Source organism: Ensifer sp. VA4 (assembly GCF_055710065.1).
The window spans coordinates 60,562-76,998 of the sequence record NZ_JBVQPO010000001.1 but is presented as its reverse complement, the minus strand read 5'-3'; the positions used below and the strand labels follow the sequence as shown (position 1 = coordinate 76,998).

Below are 16,437 nucleotides of genomic sequence, written 5' to 3'. Positions count from 1 at the left end.
CTGCCTTGCCCCCTGTCGGGAACGAGGTTTAGCCCATGCTGCAGGTGAGTCGAAATGGGTGTGTTCGGCGTTCTTGCGTCGACCGTTCCGATCTGGCTGTCCATGTCCGCATTAAAACCGCGTGATGACGCTGATGCCGAGGTCGGTCGCACGATCCATGCCAGTCAGCGCAGGGATCGCCTCCGCAAGCGAGATCTCTCGGCCGATCAGCTGTTGCGGCTTCAGCTTGCCGTCGGCGATCATCGCCAGCATGGCGTCGTAGCGCCAGGCCTGCATGCCGTGGCTGCCGTAGATCTCGAGCTCGTGGCCGATCACCTGGGCCATCGGGATCTGCGGCGTCGCCTGGTCGCCGAGCATGAGGCCGACCTGGACGTGGCGCCCGCGCCGGCGCAGGTTCTTGATCGAGTTGAAGCAGGTCACCGGATTACCGAGGGCGTCGATGGAGACGTGCGCGCCGCCGCCGGTGATGTCCTTCACGGCCGCCGCCACGTCCTCGACCTCGCGGCCGTTGATCGTCGCGACCGCGCCGATTTTTTTGGCGAAGGCAAGCTTGTCCTCGGCGATGTCGATCGCAATCGGCTGGGCGCCGAGGGCGGCCGCGATCATGATCGCCGACAGGCCGACGCCGCCGCAGCCATGCACGGCCACCCATTCGCCGCCCTTGACCTTGGCCTGGTCGGCGACGGCGCGGAACGAGGTGGCGAAGCGGCAGCCGAGGCTCGCGGCCGTGGTGAAGTCCATGCTTTCGGGCAGGTGCACGAGGTTCTGGTCGGCAAAGTCGAGCGCGACATATTCGGCGAAGGACCCCCAATGGGTGAAGCCCGGCTGGAACTGCGCCTCGCAGACCTGCTGGTTGCCCGAGCGGCACTCGCCGCAGCGGCCGCAGCCGGAAACGAAGGGCACGGTGACCCGGTCGCCGACCTTGTAGCGCATCACGCCGCGGCCGGCAGCGGTGACCACGCCTGCCAGTTCGTGGCCCGGCACGTGCGGCAGCCGGATATCGGCGTCATGGCCCATCCATCCGTGCCAATCGGACCGGCAAAGCCCCGTCGCCTCGACCTTGATGACCACGCCATTTTCCGTCGGAGTCGGATCGGGAAGCGTGCGGATTTCCGGCGTCTTCTCGAACGCGTCGTAATACATGGCTTTCATCGGGGCACTCCTTGCGATGTCTGAACAGATGCGGCGCGACCATCGATGTGGCGGGCCATCAGGATTTCGTCGACTTCTGCGTCTCCGTCGAGCAACCCGCCCGGAACGCGCCCGATTGCTCGGAACCCTTCGCGTTCGTAGAAGCGGATCGCGGTCTCGTTGTCGGCGCGGGCGACGAGCTCCAGCATCCGGATACCGGCCGAGCGGGCATGCTCGGTCAGATGCGCGAGAAGTTGGTGCGCTACGCCGGACCCTCGTGCTTCGTCGCGCACATAGACCATGATGATCGTGGCCCGGTGCGCCAGCCGGCTCGCGCGCTCCCGCATCAGGCCCATGATGCCGAGCGGCTCGTCCCCGTCGAGCGCGACGAAGACGGCGTTGGCGGTCAATCTCGCCTGCCATTCCGCCGTCGAAAGCCGCGCCCAGTCCGCCGCTGTCGAAGCGAAGGCCTGGGGCTCGCGGGTGAGCGCCTCCAGCCTTATACGGCGGAAGAGGTCGACGTCGTCCTCTTCGAGATGCTTGATACGCATGGCTTTCCCTTCCTTTGCGCAAGAGACTAAGCGAGACGCCGTCCCGGTGCCAGAATGGCCGCCATGACATTTTTTGATATACCCATTCACCCCGATGCTGCTTTTTTGGGCTATGCGGAACGAACGGAACAAGGAAAGTGAAGGAGACGCCGATGGCCGTCGATACATCCCCCCGCTCAGTGACCTGGACCTATGTCGATGGTGAATGGCTCTCGGGCAACCCGCCGCTGATCGGCCCGACCTCGCACGCGATGTGGCTGGGTTCGACGGTATTCGACGGCGCCCGCGTCTTCGACGGCGTCGCGCCCGACCTTGATCTGCATTGCCAGCGCGTCAATCGCTCGGCGACCGCACTTGGCCTGAAGCCGACCATGGCGGCCGAAGAGATCGAGGCGCTGACCTGGGAAGGCGCCAAGAAATTCGATGGCAAGACCGCGCTTTACGTCAAGCCGATGTACTGGGCCGAACACGGCGCCGCCGGCGTCGTTGCCATCGATCCGGAATCGACTCGTTTCGCGCTTTGCCTGTTCGAAGCGCCGATGGGCAACGGTCATGGCGGCTCGTCGCTGACGCTCTCGCCCTTCCGCCGACCGACGCTGGAATCGATGCCGACCGACGCCAAGGCCGGCTGCCTCTATCCGAACAATGCGCGAATCCTGACCGAGGCCCGTTCGCGCGGCTTCGACAACGCGCTCGTGCGCGACATGCTGGGCAACATCGCCGAGACCGGCTCTTCCAACGTCTTCCTGGTCAAGGACGGTGTCGTCTTCACGCCGGCCGCCAACCGCACCTTCCTCGCCGGCATCACCCGCTTCCGCGTCATGACGCTGCTGCGTGAAGCCGGTTTCGACGTGGTCGAGGCAACGTTGACCATGGCCGATTTCGAAGCGGCCGACGAGATCTTCACGTCCGGCAACTATTCCAAGGTGCTGCCGGTGACACGCCTCGAAAGCCGCGACCTGCAGGCGGGCCCGATCGCCGCCAAGGCGCGCGATCTCTACATGGATTGGGCGCACGCGGCGCGCGACGTCTGAAACAATCCGAAGGTCCCGGCACCGAGCGCGAGGTCTGCCGCGCTCGGACGGTATACACCCGGAGTGCGTTCCCGGTCGCTTGCTTTCCCGCCATCAGCGAGAGAGGGAAGCGCGCGACGTGACTGCGGCGCGCTTATGGATCAGATAGGCCTGCACTGAAATACCCGACAGGAAGATCAGCAGCCAGACGAGCAACGTCGTTTGCACGATCGGCGATTCCGGTCCACTTGCGAGCGGTTGCGAGGCCGGCAGACGTTTCAGCGTTTCGGCGACCGCCGGCACAATCAGCAGGAAGTAAGTGAAGGAGAGGCCGAGCGTCGTGAGATACGGTTTGAGGCGGCCGAAGAAGTCGACGCGCGCAGCGGCAAGGCTTCCGGCGATCACGAGCAGCGTGACGATGCCAAGCGCATGCCCTGCATTGAAGCCGCCGGTGCTCGACAGCCCCGCCGTTGTCAGCACGGCGAGAACGAGAGTGGCGAGATAAATCTTGCCAGAGCGCGTCGCAGGATCGATCGCGCCATAGCGGGCGAAGCCGTAAAGCCCCGCGATGACGGGCGCCAGGCTGATTGCCGTATGTATGATGCCGAGGGTGGATAGCGGATTTGCCATGATCTTGCTCCTTCCATGTGGCCGACCGACTAGTTGGTCGACTCAACTGCAAAAAAGAGATGCGCTTGCTTTATGCCGGCGCATCGGGCCTTCACGCTGAACTTATACCGGCTACGGGCTGCCTGGCGTTACCGTGGGAACAGCCCTCGCGAAGTCTGCGTCGTCATTGTTGCGGCTTTGTGACGTCGCAACAACGCGGGCGAAGCCGTCATCACAGTGGCTTGGTGGTCAGAAGCTGATTCATTGCGCGACGGGCGATAGCGGAAAATACGCTTGGATCGGAGCCGGCGACGCGCGCGGCCAGCATGGCGCCGTGGACCGAGGCAATCAAGGAGTCGGCCGCCACTGCCGATCCATGTTCAGCCCTAAGCACGCCTTTGGCGACGCCGTCGTCGATCACTGCGCGGAGCCAGCCGGCGAGATCGGCGAAATGGCCACGCACCTGCTGAACGACGATTTCCGGCAATGACGGGATCTCGGAGGCGAGCAACGCGCCGATACAGAACGGCATGTCCTGCCGGCGAATGCAGTCCTCCCAAAAGCCGATATAGGCGTCAAGCCGCGCCGCCGGATCGGCGACAGCCGCCAGCAGCCCTTCGACGTGGCGGCGATTGTTCTTGCGGTAACGCGCAAGCACCGCCGCCGCCAGATCCGCCTTGGTCGCGAAGTGATGATGGATCGTTGCTTTGCCAACCCCCACTTCGGGCGCAATGTCCGCATAGCTGAATGCGTTGTAGCCCCTCGACACCATCAGGCGTTCCGCGACATCCAGGATCTTTTCGTAGGTCTCGCTCACCATGGCGAAAGCTCTACCAACTGGTCGGTTGGAGCTCAAGCTATAAGCGGTGCCCGAGCGTAGGGGCGGCGCAAGACGTTCGAGCTGGCAAAATCATCCGGCAGGTCGATCGTCAGGCTGCGAAGAGCGTGGTGATCGTCGGGTGTCAGCGCCGGCTGCTCACTTGGCCTTTTCCGGTGCCTTGATGATCACTCTATCGGGCGCCAGTTCGCCGCCGAGCTCGACCGTCTTCTTCTGCTTGTCGAAGACACAGATCCGGGTCACGGCCGTGTCGGATCCTTTGGGCGTGCCGATCACCAGCGCCAGGTCGAAGCTTTCCAAGCCGAAGGGATCGACGACCGCGCTTGCCTTCTCGAGCGACGAGGCAGCGGCGAGGCATCTTTCCGAAACCTCGGCCCGGAAAGTCTCCCATGCGTCGCCGGAGGAGGCTGCGGCATTGGACGCGAGCAGCGCCGCGGCTGCGGAAAGGGCGAGGGCGTGGATCAGGCGCGACGGCATGGGCAGTCCTTCTGCATGGTTGTGGCGGTTGCAAAGTGTGACCCGCAAGTTCAGATGGCGTTAGACGGGAATATCCGGGAACAGCCGAGAGGCCTTGAGAAACAAAGGCTTGCGGTGGGAATGGGGAGTAACGCCGGCGGAACGGCGCGCAAGATCGGGTTGCGGCGGGGCGGCGCCTGGCGAGTGGCGGCGGCGGAACGATCAGTGTTCCACAACGGCGGGAACAAGGCGGTCGATCCAACCATCGTAGCGAAGGGGTCGACCTTCGAGCATCTTGTTATCGGTTCCAACACATACAACCCGTCGTCTTTCGACTGGCGAGGGGTAGTCGGCTTCACGTACCTGCGCATGGGCATTCTGTCCGACTCGTGGATTGCCGCGGAATACTCGAACCTGAACACCCCGAGTGGCTTCTATTCGATTGGCGCTGAAGTGGCTGCTTGACCGGAACGAGATGTTGCGGCAGGCAATTGATGAACGCAACGGTTGAGGATATCGTTTCGCGGATGGGGAACGCTGAGGGAACTTTGCCAGCGTGAAGTCATGCCCCCGTGGCCCCAACCACAAATCAGTTTGGCGAGGGGTTACCACGCGTGGGCTTCTACATGGTCTCTGTACTTCGCGATCTCAGCTTCCGTAGGTAGCCGATATTCCCACTCACCATCAGCCTTTAGACGGCGCATCCAGAGTTTGTCATCGATCCCGCACCAACCCCACTGATTGAGCGGGCCACCGTGCAGGATCTCATCGCGCCTAGGCATGATCAGTCGTTCGATTAATCGCAAGAACTTACGCATCATACCGCCGCACTTTCAAGCGTGGTGATGATAGCGCTGCGAAACATCGCTCCCCTCCCTTCATGCCGCGCAAATTGAACCACCGAACGCGGTTCCCGGCAAGAGAAGTTCATATCGCGAGTTTGCTCGGATCGAAGCCGATGCTGGCACTCGGCGAAGAATGGTCGTTCGGGATTTATCTTCTGCATATCCCCCATCATCTGGGCGGAAATGGCGAAGCCTCTCGGCGCCGGGAAGTGCGGGCGCCGCGCCATGAACTTATAGATAGAGCAATGCGAGCAAACCGATCAGGTAAGAGAGGGCGATAACGGATGCTGAAACCGCAAAGGCAAAGGGATTGAATGATCCCGTCGCGAAACGCCTTACCATGTGAGCCAGTATCAAAGTGTTCAGGAACGCGGCGACGGGAGTCGCCAGCATCGCCAAGCCAGTGCGGAAGTCAAACGGCAGATAGGAGAGCACCGCGTTGATCTGAGCCAAAACCGCGATCAAAGCCAACCGCGGTTCCAGGAAGGCTAGAACGATCGCCGTCGTCTCGAAGGCGTAAAAATACCTGTCGTGCATCTTCGGCAGGATCCACGGCATGAGCTGCAGCGTCACCGCGGCGGCGAGAACGACAAACTTGGGGGACCACTCGCGTTGTCGTGCCGCAAAGATCGAGAAAGCGAGCCCAGCCGCCGCACCGAGCGACAGACCGACAGCAACGCCCGGCCCATAGAATTGTTTCGGGACGAACAGCCATAGATTTGCCGCCGACATGGAAAGCGCGCGGAAGAACTCCGCCTGGCGCAAATAGATCGCGACGACATCGAGCAAAGGTCGGCCAAGTGCGAGCGTCGGCAGAGCTACGATCAGGTAGACGGCCGGTAGCGCACCCAACCACGCCCAATGCAATCGCCGTTGCAGCACGACGGCGAAGATCAACGGGCCTAAAAAGACAGCCTGAAGCTTGACGCTCACCGCCATTGCAAAGGCGAGCATGGCGCAGCGGAACGATTGCCTGCAGATCAAGTAGACCGCCAGAAGGACGAAGAACGTCCAGATCGCATCCGCCTGACCCCACATAGCTCCGTTGTATAACGCATTGGGTGCGAGCCAGATGATCGCGAAGGCAAATGCCGGGCGAAGAGGGGCGTGCGTGCGTGCAGTGCCCACAAGCCTATAGCCGAGGATCGCGCAGCCGAACTCAAAAACGAAGGAGATCCCTTTGATGAGGACCAAGGGCGGCAGGATCCCGTCGAACCTGGTCGCGAGCAGAAGCAGGTAGCTATAGAACGGAGTGTAATTGGTGAGCCCTTGGCGCAGGCTGTCGGCGCCGCTTGATCTGGCCAATTCGTACCATGGCAAAAGGTATTTGAATGTGTCCGGGGTGGTGTGCTCCCGCAATTGCCACCGGATCCAAAGACCGACGATGGTCGCGGATATGATGATGATTGTCGGCAGCAGTGCCTCGCGGGCGCGCGCGTCGTCTGCTCGGGAAACTACTTCTGACAAATGTGGTCCCCTCCGCGCGCACTTAATGCTTTCGATTGAACCACCGCTCGCGGTTCGCGGCAAGATCGTCCTTTCTAGTTAGTTAACGGGGAATATTCCCATGCAAATCGTTGAATTGAAGCGCTTCGCGCCAGCCGCGAAGCATACGATGCTGTCTACCGATGCCGAGGAGGATCTTTCCTACTCGGCGAAGCGGCTGACGCAGGTGTGGCCGAAGCGGTTTCCGACGATCGAGAGCGCCGCGCCCTACGCCCACAATCCGGAGGCGCTGGCGAACAAGGTTTATGGCGGCCGGATGGGGAATACCGAGCCGGGCGACGGCTGGAAGATAGCACGGGTCATATCGACGCGAAATTCCCGCCTTAGCCCGCTGTTTGCTTCAAGGGCGGATTGAAATCGACGACCCAGTTGCTGCCAACTGATCTTGCGCGCAGCGCCATTCGATTTTGCGCGCTACACAAAGCTGCACGCAAACGGTGGCACGATTGTGCTCGAAAGTGTCATGCTTTCAAAATGATATTGAAAGTATATTCCGTGGGTTGAGGAAAAAATGGCATTGCATCGGTTGCCTCCATGGGGGCTGGTGCCTATGTTCCCGCTCACAGATTTCCCTCACGAAATCCCATGCCAAGAGGAGATGCCCACATGGCCTTCGAATTGCCGAACCTTCCCTATGACTACGATGCGCTGGCGCCCTACATGTCGCGCGAGACGCTCGAATATCACCATGACAAGCACCACCTTGCCTACGTGACCAACGGCAACAAGCTCGCTGAAGAAGCCGGCCTCTCCGACCTGTCGCTCGAGGAAATCGTCAAGAAGTCCTACGGCACCAACCAGCCGCTGTTCAACAATGCCGGCCAGCACTACAACCACATCCACTTCTGGAAGTGGATGAAGAAGGGCGGCGGCGGCACCAGCCTGCCGGCCAAGCTCGAGGCGGCCATCAAGTCCGATCTCGGCGGCTACGACAAGTTCCGCGCCGATTTCATCGCCGCCGGCACCGGCCAGTTCGGCTCGGGCTGGGCCTGGCTCTCGGTCAAGAACGGCAAGCTTGAAATCTCCAAGACCCCGAACGGCGAAAACCCGCTCGTTCACGGTGCTTCGCCGATCCTCGGCGTCGATGTCTGGGAACACTCCTATTACATCGACTACCGCAACGCCCGTCCGAAGTACCTCGAAGCCTTCGTCGACAGCCTGATCAACTGGGACTACGTGCTCGAAATGTACGAAGCGGCTGCCAAGTAAGCCGTCCGTCTTCAATGCATCACGTTTGGGCCCGGCGCTTGCGCCGGGTCTTTTCGTTTGCGGCGGCCTGCTGCCGCGTGCCGGTCAGGCTGCCGGCGGTGTCTGCCAGCCGCTGATCCACAGTTCCCGGAGGCGGTTTCCCTCACCCGGAAAATAGGCGTCTGCCGCTTCGCAATGTTCGACGCGATCCGCCCGGAAGTTGCGGATCGCCTTCCGCAGCTCACACCAGGCAACGATGTTGGCGGTTTCGGAATAGTAGATCAGCGCTACCGGCTGGATCGTTCGCTCCGTCGCTCGGCCGAGCTCGTCGCGATAGTTGAGTTCGAGCTTCTGTTCATCGCGGATTGCCCGGCGCACCAGGGCAAGATCGATGCCGGCGGGCGAGGGGGCAATCGTTCCCCAGGCGTGCAGCGCCTGGGAGCGGAAGGCGAGCCTGAGCGGCTCGGGCACTGCAGCGGTGATCTTCTGGTTGACCCTGACGGCCGCCGCCTTCAGTTCCTCGTCGCCGGTCCGCGACAGCAGCGCCAGCGCCACGGCAATCGCTTCCGTTTCCTCGATCGAAAACATCAGCGGCGGCAGGTCAAAGCCGGGCCTGAGGATATAGCCGATGCCGCGGCCGCCCTCGATCGGCACCCGCATCGCCTGGAGTGCCGCGATATCCCGGTAGATCGAGCGCACCGTCACCTCCAGCGTCTCGGCCATCGCCGCTCCAGTCACCGGTTTTCGCGCAAGCCTGAGGATTTGGATGATCTCGAATAGCCGTGCCGCCTTGCGCATCGAAAACCGCTCCCGTCATCAACGCTCCTGACAGACCCTTGTCAGTTGCCCGGATTTATACCATCAGCCAACGAGTTGAAAAAACAGCAATTCGTCTAGTGATATGAAAAATCGGGCGATGGACAACTGACATGACATACACGGAAAATCTCTGGCTCTTCTTCACCTTGCTTTTCGGCATCATCATCGTGCCGGGCATGGATATGGTCTTCGTTCTGGCCAACTCGCTGACGGGTGGGCGGGCCTCAGGCCTGTCGGCGACGGCAGGCATCATGGCGGGCGGCGTGCTGCACACGCTCTATGCGGCGCTCGGCGTCAGCGTCATCCTCCACCTCGTGCCAGGGCTCTTCAACGTGCTGCTCGTCACGGGTGCTGCCTATATCGCCTGGATCGGCTTTTCGCTCGTCAAGAGTTCGATCACCATTGGCGGAATAGAAGGCTCGGGGAGGCTCTCCCGCTGGGCGAGCTTCCGGCAGGGTGCGCTGACGAGCCTGATGAACCCGAAGGCCTATCTCTTCATGCTGGCGGTCTATCCGCAGTTCCTCAAACCGCAGTTTGGGCCGATCTGGTCGCAGGCCTTGGTCATGGCCGCAATGATCGCGACGACGCAGCTCGCGATATATGGTGGCCTAGCGCTCGCCGCCGGCCGCGGCCGCGATTTCCTGGTCGGCAGCCCCGGCGCAACGGTGTGGATCGGTCGCGCCGCTGGTGTCGTGCTCATTCTGGTCGCGGTCTTCACCATCTGGCAGGGCTGGGCGAATTGACGTTCATCGTGCCGAACGGCCGAAGTATAAATATGAATTCTAAAGTCATGTTTATTCGATTGATCGGTTGAAAGCCCGGAAAAACAAAGCGGCCAGTCGAAATTCTGTTGTCGTAACAAGCACATCAAAAAAATGTTACTTCCGCAGAATACTCAAAATGACATCATGCCGCCGCATTGGACATGAAGGCCAGCCAGGCAGATTTGCCAAACCGATTTGATTTGACCGGGAGATCCTGATGAAAATACGCGCACTCATGTTGGCAGCCGCTCTTGCGGGCTTGGGTGTTACTGCCGTGACGGCAGCCGACGAGCCGCAGGTGGTTCGCCAGCAGGCGATGAAGAAGGTGGGTGCAGCAACTGGGGCACTTGCCGGGATCGCCAAGGGTGAAAAGCCCTATGACGCGGAGGTCGTCAAGGCGTCGCTGACGACGATCAGCGAAACGATGAAGACCTTCCCCTCGCATTTCCCGGCCGGTTCCGAGACGGGTCACGAGACCGAGGCGAGCCCGAAGATCTGGGAAAACATGGACGACTTCAAGGCCAAGGCCGCCAAGCTCGACACCGATGCTGCGACGGTTCTGGCACAGCTTCCCGCTGACCAGGCGGCCGTCGGCACGGCTCTCGGCGGCATCGGCAAGGACTGTGGCAGCTGTCATGAGAGCTATCGCCTGAAGAAGGATTGATGGGCGGCGACGTCGCACCACGTTTGACAAGGGAGGCACGCGACTTCGAGCCGCGTGCCTCGATCTGTTTTAGGGCTAGTCCGCTTGCGGCTGCAGCGCCGCGCGTCTTATGAGACGCGCAAAGGTCGCTGCAGGACTTTGATTGGCTGCATGTCTTTAAATCGAGGTCGATTTAGGGAGACGTGCAGTAGGCATGAGGGTGACAATGGGGCGTCGCACGAGAAAGCTGATTTCGGGTCTTGTGGTGCTGGGCGTTGTCGGCGGGGCAGCCCTCTGGTGGCTGACGAAGCCGGCGCCGTGGAGTGCCTCTCATTGGGAGGGGGTCGGCGAGCCTGATCTCGCCAATGGCGAACAGGTCTTCTGGGCCGGCGGCTGCGTGAGCTGTCATGCCAAGCCAGGCGCCGAAGGTGATGCCCGTCTCGTTCTCTCCGGCGGCGCGCCGCTGAAGAGCCCGTTCGGAACCTTCCATGCACCGAACATCTCGCCTGATGAGACCGCCGGGATCGGTGGGTGGACACTTGCCGAATTCGGCAACGCAATGACCCGCGGGGTGGGGCGTAACGGCGAGCACCTCTATCCCTCGTTCCCCTACGGCTCCTATGCGCGCATGACGGCGAAGGACGTCAACGACCTCTGGGGTTTCATGAAAACCCTGCCGAAGAGCGCCGAGGTGGCGCCGCCGCACGACCTGCCGTTCCCCTACAACATGCGGATGGCGCTCGGTGGCTGGAAGCTGCTGTTCCTCACCGACAAGCCGCGCGTCAGCGTCGACGGTAGCGATCCGAAGCTCACGCGCGGCCAATATCTCGTCGAGGGGCCGGGCCATTGTGGCGAATGTCATACGCCCCGAAATGCGCTTGGCGGTTTCGAGCCCGAGCAGTGGCTCGCAGGTGCGCCGAACCCGGAAGGTAAGGGCCGCATCCCCAACATCACGCCCGGCTCCAAGAGCATCGGTAGCTGGAGCGCCTCGGACATCGCCTCCTATCTGGAAACCGGTTTCACCCCGGAATTCGATTCCGTCGGCGGCTCGATGGTCGAGGTGCAGAAGAACATGGCGAAGCTGACGCCGGCCGAGCGGGAGGCGATTGCCGCCTATCTCAAGGCGGTTCCGGCGCTCTGACGCCACAGCGCCGCGCGTCTTGTCAGACACGCAAAGGTCGCCGCAGCGGTGGCGGTTCTCAGCCGACGCTGGCGCTTCCGTTCATCCGATGCTCGTGTCCGTAGAGTGCCAGAAAGCCGTCGAGCTCGGGTGAGCCAAGGCCGAGGCCGCGCAGGATCTCCGCGGCAAAGCTGATCGGCGCGGTTCCTGCGGCGGTGACGACATGGCCGCTGCGTAGCGCCTGCGGTTGATCGCGATAGTGCGGCCTGCCGTGATAGCGGGGCAGCGCCGCAAGGCTTTCGGCGCTGTTGCCGGTGTGGTCGATGCCGTTGAGAAGACCGCTTGCGGCGAGCGCGTTGACGCCGCCGCATATGGCCGCGACCACGCGCTTGTCGCGATCGAAAGCGCGGATCGTTGCTGAGAGATCAGGAGCCTCATTGGTCTCCCAGATCGACCCGCCGCAAATGACCAGCCCGTCAAAACCCGCAGGATCGAGCGAGTCGATCGACAGATGTGCCGAGACGTCGAGGCCACCCATCGACGTCACGCGGGCACCGTCGGCGGTGGCAACGTCGATGTCTACGCCGAGATGGGTGCGCGCCGCCGCCATCAACAGCGCACATTCCCAATCGGCGAAGCCTTCACAGAGCACGATTGCAAGGCGCATCGTTCCATCCTCATCCAAGCTTCTGCATATAGCGCATGCCGGTCACCGGACGAGGCACGAAGCGTTCGGATTCGTAGAAATGATGCGCCTGGAAATTGCCGGTGGCGGCGCTGACCGAAAGGAAGTCGCAACCGGCCATCTTCGCCTGCTCGCGCGCCTTGGCAACGAGGTGACGGCCGATGCCGGTGCCGCGGCTTTCAGGACGAACGAAGAGATGGTGCAGTTCCATGCCGCGTGCGCCCTCGGCAGCCCGGTAGATCGGCACCAGGATCGCGTAGCCGATCAGCCGGTTGCCTGCCTCGGCAACGAGTGCGGTGATCCAGGGCGTGCGGCCGAAGAGGTCGCGCTCGAGCTGTTCCGGCGTGATCGGCGCGGCGTCGCCATGGTGGGCGGCCAGCTCGGCGATCATCTCGCGCAGTTCCGGCAGGTCGCGCTGCTTGGCGCAGCGGATCGTGACCATCGGCGGCCGCGTCGACGGGACAGGATGAAGTGTGGGGATGGCGGTCTGTAGCATGTCTCGGCTCCTCGGGTTCTCTCGCCATCAGGAGCCGGAAAAACAAAAGCCGCCTGATGGCGGCCTTGTTGAATATGATCAGCAGGCCGCTCCTATCGGAACAGCCAAAAATACACGCGGCAAATGGGTGCGTTCTTGATCATGGGCGCTAGATTGTTCGTTTTCGCAATTTTGTCAACGGGGATTTTTCGCGCAGTCGATTATCCGCTGCGATCTCAGTGTTCGCTCTCGCACATGGAGTGGTCAGCCAAAGCCCGGATCACATAGCAGTCACCCACCGTGTGATTGCCGTCGCAGGCGACGATGCGTTCCAGCTCCTGCTCCAGCTTCTTCAACCGGGCGATCTTCTCGCGAACGGTCGCCAGATGTTCGCTTGCGATCCGGTCGGCTTCGCCGCACGGGCGTTCCGGGTGCTGGCTGAGGGCGAGCAGATCCCGGATCGAATCGATCGACAGACCGAGATCGCGCGCGTGGCGGATGAAGGCCAGTCGCTCGAGTTCGCTTTTCTCGTAGCGCCGCTGGTTGCCTTCGGAACGCTCGGGCGCCGCGATCAGCCCCATCTGCTCGTAATAGCGAATGGTCGGAATTTTCACGCCGGTGCGCCGCGAGAGTTCGCCGATGGAGTACATGGTTGCCTCAAACCTATAGCTTCTGGAGCAATAGATAGTTGCGCGCTGTTGGGTGTCAATGGCGGGGGCGAGGGAAGAACTCGTATGGGACCTTCGTTGCGATTGTCGGGGCAAGCCGCGGGCGCGCGTTGGTGCCGGTCTCTTCGATCGGCGAAACCGTACCCATCTGCTGGCGGCGCTCGGAGACGTAGTAGCTCGAGATGCAGTTGTCGATCTTCATCGGAATCCCCCGGAATCTGTCGTCCGGGGGACGCTGCTTTTGCGGGCTTGCGTGGTGCTTGCTCCTGCAACCTTCTAGCGAGAATTAGGGATGCTTCTCGCGCATCAGGGCAGGGTGTAGGCGATGATGTAATCACCCGGCCTGGTGCCGACCGAACCGTGGCCTCCGGCGACGATCAGCACATATTGCTTGTCGCCGACCGCATAGCTCATCGGTGTCGACTGGCCGCCGGCGGGCAGGCGTGCCTCCCAGAGCTGGCGGCCGGTCGTCAGGTCGTAGGCGCGCAGATAATCGTCGACCGCAGCACCCAGGAAGGCGACGCCGCCCTTGGTGATCATCGGTCCGCCGATGCCCGGCACGCCCACCTTGAACGGCAACGGCAGCGGCGTCATGTCTTCGACGGTGCCGTTCTTGTGCTTGTAGGCGATCTTGCCGGTTCGAAGATCTGCTCCGGCGACATAACCCCATGGCGGCGCCTGGCAGGGAATGCCGAGCGGCCCGAGGAAGGGACCCATGAAGACGCCATAGGGCGCGCCTTCGTTGCGGTTGAGGCCTTGTTCCGACCCTTTCTCGTCCTGTCCCCTTGGCGGAATCTGATCACGAGGCACGAGACGCGAGGTGAAGGCGAGGTAGGTCGGCATGCCGAACATCACCTGCCGTTCCGGATCGACGGCGACGGAGCCCCAATTGAAGGTGCCGAAGTTGCCGGGGTAGACGAGAGTCCCTTCGATCGACGGCGGCGTGTAGCGCCCCTCGTATTTCAGCGACCGGAACGCGATGCGGCAGGCCAGCTGGTCGAAGAGCGTGATGCCCCACATGTCCTTCTCCTGCAGCGGCGCAGGCATGAAGGTGAGGCCAGAGACCGGCTGGCTCGGCGCGCTGAAATCCTCGGGGATCGCTCCGCCCGGGGCCTGAACCTCTTCGACCGGGATGATCGGCTCGCCGTTTCTGCGGTCGAGCACGTAGATATCGCCCTGTTTCGTCGGTCCGACCAGCGCCGGGACCACCGTGCCGTCGTCCTTGGTGATGTCGAGCAGGGCCGGTTGCGCCGGCACGTCCATGTCCCAGAGGTCGTGATGCACGGTCTGGCGGACCCAGCGCACCGCGCCGGAGTTGATGTCGAGCGCGACGATCGAGGACGAATATTTCTCGACGTGCTCGCTTCGACCCATGCCGAGCTGGTCCGGCACCTGGTTGCCCATGGGGATGTAGACCATGCCGAGCGCCTCGTCATAGCTGAACACCGACCAGCTGTTCGGCGAGTTGGTCGTGTAGGTCTGGCCTTCGGGAAGGGGCGTCGTCACGTCCGGGTTGCCGCTGTCCCAATTCCAGATCAGCGCGCCCGTGTTGATGTCGAAGGCACGGATCACGCCGGATTGTTCCTGGGTCGAATAGTTGTCGTTGACGGCGCCGCCGATGATGAGCTTGCCGGCCACTGCCACCGGCGGTGACGTCGAATAGTAGTAGCCGGCCGGATTGTACTTCATGCCCGTTTCGAGCCCCAGCACGCCGTTGTCGGCAAAGCTGGTGCAGACGGAGCCGGTCGCCGCGTCGAGCGCGATCAGGCGCGCATCGGAGGTCGGCAGGTAGACCCGCTCGGCGCAGGGGCTGCCGGGAGCTGCGGCCGGGTCGGCCCAATAGGTGACACCGCGGCAGGTCTGATGCTGGCGGTCGGGGTTCATGCCCGAGTTGGAATCATATTTCCATTTCTCCTCACCGGTCGCCGCATCGAGCGCGATCGCCCAATTGTGCGGCGTGCAGGCATAGAGCGTGTCTTTCACCTTGAGCGGCGTGACCTGATAGGTCGTCTCTCCGACGTCGTCGGGCCGTTTGACGTCGCCGGTCTGGTACTGCCAGGCAAGCTTGAGAGTGCCGACATTGTCCGGCGTTATCTGGTTGAGCGGCGAGTACCTTTGACCGAACGGCGTCCGCCCGTACTGGTGCCATTCGGCCGGAGGCACCGAGCCTCCGAGCGGCGGATTGGCGGCAACGACATCGCTTGGCAGATCTCCGCGAATGTCGTGCGGGTCCTGCGTCAGGGCATAGCCGGCCACGCCGATCGAGATCAGCACGGCGATCGCCAGCGGCCAGGCGCTCACCGCGTAACGCTCGCCCGTTGGGCTCTCGAAACCAAGTGGACGACGGACGGACGGCAGCAGCAGCCAGAGCCCCAGAAGCACGATGACACCACCGCGCGGGCCGAGTTGCCACCAGTCGAAGCCGACCTCGGAGACCGCCCAGCCGAGCGATCCGAGAACGATGAACGCATAGAGCCAGATCGCCGCCGATTTCCGCATGAATATGAGCACGGCCGTCAGCAGGAAGCCGATACCGACGACGAGGTAGTAGGGGCTGCCGCCGAGCATCAGCAGCTTGGCTCCGCCACCGCCGAGCACGAGGCCAATGAGAGCGAAGACGATGGCCGTCAGGATGAGCATGATGGAAACTCCCGCATTGAAGAAAGGTGCCGCGGCACGGTTTTTTCCATAACGCCGGTCCCGTTCGGGGCCGCGTGAGACAAGTCGGTTTCGGAGTTGGCGGCCGCAAGCGACGTCGCGGCAGCCGGGTGTGGAAAGGCGCGCCTGGCACCCTTACCGCTACAGCCCGCGCGTTTTCTCAAACGCGCAAAGGTCGCTGTAGCACTTTGAGTTGCTGCATGTTTTCGTCCTCAAATCAGAGACGATTTAAGGAAACACGCAGTAGCACCTAACGCGCCGCACATGCCTTTCAATAGCCACAATTCCGCAGCGCGGAAATTTAGGGGTGTGCGATGGGGTTGCGCTCAAGCTGCAGCGATAAATGAACACAAGGCCGATGGGTATGGACTCATCTGCTGGCGAGCCGTGCCATCACGCCATGAAAAAACAAGAAGTTAGAACGTTTCGGTGATTCAGGACGAGAAGCAGCCGGCCGGATCGCGTCGA

18 protein-coding genes and 1 pseudogene are annotated in these 16,437 nt (G+C 62.2%); 7 read left to right on the top strand and 12 right to left on the bottom strand.

The genetic code is table 11. The features are described 5' to 3' along the window. Positions 1 to 111: 111 nt before the first annotated feature. Positions 112 to 1,152 carry a zinc-dependent alcohol dehydrogenase family protein gene (locus AC0C6X_RS00390; RefSeq protein ID WP_173515908.1) on the bottom strand — a complete coding sequence of 347 codons (1,041 nt, stop codon included), beginning with the start codon at positions 1,150 to 1,152 and terminating at the stop codon, positions 112 to 114. Beyond that, positions 1,149 to 1,682, bottom strand: coding sequence for a GNAT family N-acetyltransferase (locus AC0C6X_RS00385; RefSeq protein WP_472951297.1), 534 nt, complete (start codon positions 1,680 to 1,682; stop codon positions 1,149 to 1,151). Before AC0C6X_RS00385 ends, AC0C6X_RS00390 begins: the two co-directional genes overlap by 4 nt. 152 nt (positions 1,683 to 1,834) lie before the next feature. Here AC0C6X_RS00385 and AC0C6X_RS00380 point away from each other — a divergent pair, with 152 nt between their 5' ends. Continuing rightward, a complete protein-coding gene (locus tag AC0C6X_RS00380) occupies positions 1,835 to 2,716 on the top strand; it encodes a branched-chain amino acid aminotransferase (RefSeq protein ID WP_173515910.1) in 882 nt (293 codons plus the stop codon). Positions 2,717 to 2,809: 93 nt separating this feature from the next. On the opposite strand, the gene AC0C6X_RS00375 is transcribed toward AC0C6X_RS00380, so the two are convergent. From AC0C6X_RS00375 to AC0C6X_RS00365, 3 genes are all read right to left on the bottom strand, one after another. After that, positions 2,810 to 3,325 carry a hypothetical protein gene (locus AC0C6X_RS00375; protein WP_472951295.1) on the bottom strand — a complete coding sequence of 172 codons (516 nt, stop codon included), beginning with the start codon at positions 3,323 to 3,325 and terminating at the stop codon, positions 2,810 to 2,812. Positions 3,326 to 3,536: 211 nt separating this feature from the next. Next, the gene (locus tag AC0C6X_RS00370; protein ID WP_173515912.1) at positions 3,537 to 4,124 is read right to left on the bottom strand and encodes a TetR/AcrR family transcriptional regulator; all 588 of its coding nucleotides are present in this window, start codon (positions 4,122 to 4,124) and stop codon (positions 3,537 to 3,539) included. 156 nt (positions 4,125 to 4,280) lie between these two features. Continuing rightward, a complete protein-coding gene (locus AC0C6X_RS00365; RefSeq protein ID WP_472951293.1) occupies positions 4,281 to 4,619 on the bottom strand; it encodes a hypothetical protein in 339 nt (112 codons plus the stop codon). Positions 4,620 to 4,634: 15 nt separating this feature from the next. Between AC0C6X_RS00365 and AC0C6X_RS00360 the strand changes: the two genes are divergently transcribed. Beyond that, entirely contained in the window at positions 4,635 to 5,063 is a 429-nt protein-coding gene (locus AC0C6X_RS00360) for a hypothetical protein (RefSeq protein WP_472951291.1), read from the top strand. A gap of 611 nt (positions 5,064 to 5,674) precedes the next feature. Here the strand turns inward: AC0C6X_RS00360 and AC0C6X_RS00355 are convergent. Beyond that, a complete protein-coding gene (locus AC0C6X_RS00355; protein WP_472951289.1) occupies positions 5,675 to 6,910 on the bottom strand; it encodes a hypothetical protein in 1,236 nt (411 codons plus the stop codon). A gap of 169 nt (positions 6,911 to 7,079) precedes the next feature. Between AC0C6X_RS00355 and AC0C6X_RS00350 the strand changes: the two are divergent. Both AC0C6X_RS00350 and AC0C6X_RS00345 read left to right on the top strand, forming a co-directional pair. After that, positions 7,080 to 7,235 (top strand): annotated as a pseudogene (locus AC0C6X_RS00350) (glycoside hydrolase family 19 protein); the annotation flags it as partial. 320 nt (positions 7,236 to 7,555) lie between these two features. Beyond that, the gene (locus AC0C6X_RS00345; protein ID WP_173515913.1) at positions 7,556 to 8,158 is read left to right on the top strand and encodes a superoxide dismutase; all 603 of its coding nucleotides are present in this window, start codon (positions 7,556 to 7,558) and stop codon (positions 8,156 to 8,158) included. Positions 8,159 to 8,242: 84 nt separating this feature from the next. Here the strand turns inward: AC0C6X_RS00345 and AC0C6X_RS00340 are convergent, their stop codons facing one another. Continuing rightward, complete coding sequence (locus tag AC0C6X_RS00340; protein ID WP_173515914.1) at positions 8,243 to 8,935, bottom strand: helix-turn-helix transcriptional regulator; 693 nt, start codon at positions 8,933 to 8,935, stop codon at positions 8,243 to 8,245. 131 nt (positions 8,936 to 9,066) lie between these two features. On the opposite strand from AC0C6X_RS00340, the gene AC0C6X_RS00335 reads away from it, so the two are divergent. The 3 genes from AC0C6X_RS00335 (at position 9,067) to AC0C6X_RS00325 (ending at position 11,504) form a co-directional block, all read left to right on the top strand. Beyond that, a complete protein-coding gene (locus AC0C6X_RS00335) occupies positions 9,067 to 9,699 on the top strand; it encodes a LysE family translocator (protein WP_173515915.1) in 633 nt (210 codons plus the stop codon). Between the two features lie 238 nt (positions 9,700 to 9,937). Next, the gene (locus AC0C6X_RS00330; RefSeq protein ID WP_173515916.1) at positions 9,938 to 10,384 is read left to right on the top strand and encodes a c-type cytochrome; all 447 of its coding nucleotides are present in this window, start codon (positions 9,938 to 9,940) and stop codon (positions 10,382 to 10,384) included. Between the two features lie 205 nt (positions 10,385 to 10,589). Beyond that, complete coding sequence (locus tag AC0C6X_RS00325) at positions 10,590 to 11,504, top strand: c-type cytochrome (RefSeq protein ID WP_247957939.1); 915 nt, start codon at positions 10,590 to 10,592, stop codon at positions 11,502 to 11,504. A 58-nt stretch (positions 11,505 to 11,562) separates the two neighbouring features. Here the strand turns inward: AC0C6X_RS00325 and AC0C6X_RS00320 are convergent, their stop codons facing one another. The 5 genes from AC0C6X_RS00320 to AC0C6X_RS00300 form a co-directional block, all read right to left on the bottom strand. Next, positions 11,563 to 12,150, bottom strand: a complete 588-nt coding sequence (locus AC0C6X_RS00320; protein WP_472951286.1) for a DJ-1/PfpI family protein — start codon at positions 12,148 to 12,150, stop codon at positions 11,563 to 11,565. 10 nt (positions 12,151 to 12,160) lie between these two features. Continuing rightward, positions 12,161 to 12,664 carry a GNAT family N-acetyltransferase gene (locus tag AC0C6X_RS00315; RefSeq protein WP_057250477.1) on the bottom strand — a complete coding sequence of 168 codons (504 nt, stop codon included), beginning with the start codon at positions 12,662 to 12,664 and terminating at the stop codon, positions 12,161 to 12,163. A gap of 215 nt (positions 12,665 to 12,879) precedes the next feature. Then, positions 12,880 to 13,293, bottom strand: a complete 414-nt coding sequence (locus tag AC0C6X_RS00310; protein ID WP_173515919.1) for a MerR family transcriptional regulator — start codon at positions 13,291 to 13,293, stop codon at positions 12,880 to 12,882. Positions 13,294 to 13,348: 55 nt separating this feature from the next. Continuing rightward, positions 13,349 to 13,513 (bottom strand): hypothetical protein, encoded by a 165-nt coding sequence (locus tag AC0C6X_RS00305; RefSeq protein ID WP_173515920.1) that lies wholly within the window; start codon positions 13,511 to 13,513, stop codon positions 13,349 to 13,351. A 104-nt stretch (positions 13,514 to 13,617) separates the two neighbouring features. After that, the gene (locus AC0C6X_RS00300; RefSeq protein ID WP_210266416.1) at positions 13,618 to 15,951 is read right to left on the bottom strand and encodes a glucose/quinate/shikimate family membrane-bound PQQ-dependent dehydrogenase; all 2,334 of its coding nucleotides are present in this window, start codon (positions 15,949 to 15,951) and stop codon (positions 13,618 to 13,620) included. Positions 15,952 to 16,437: the final 486 nt, after the last annotated feature.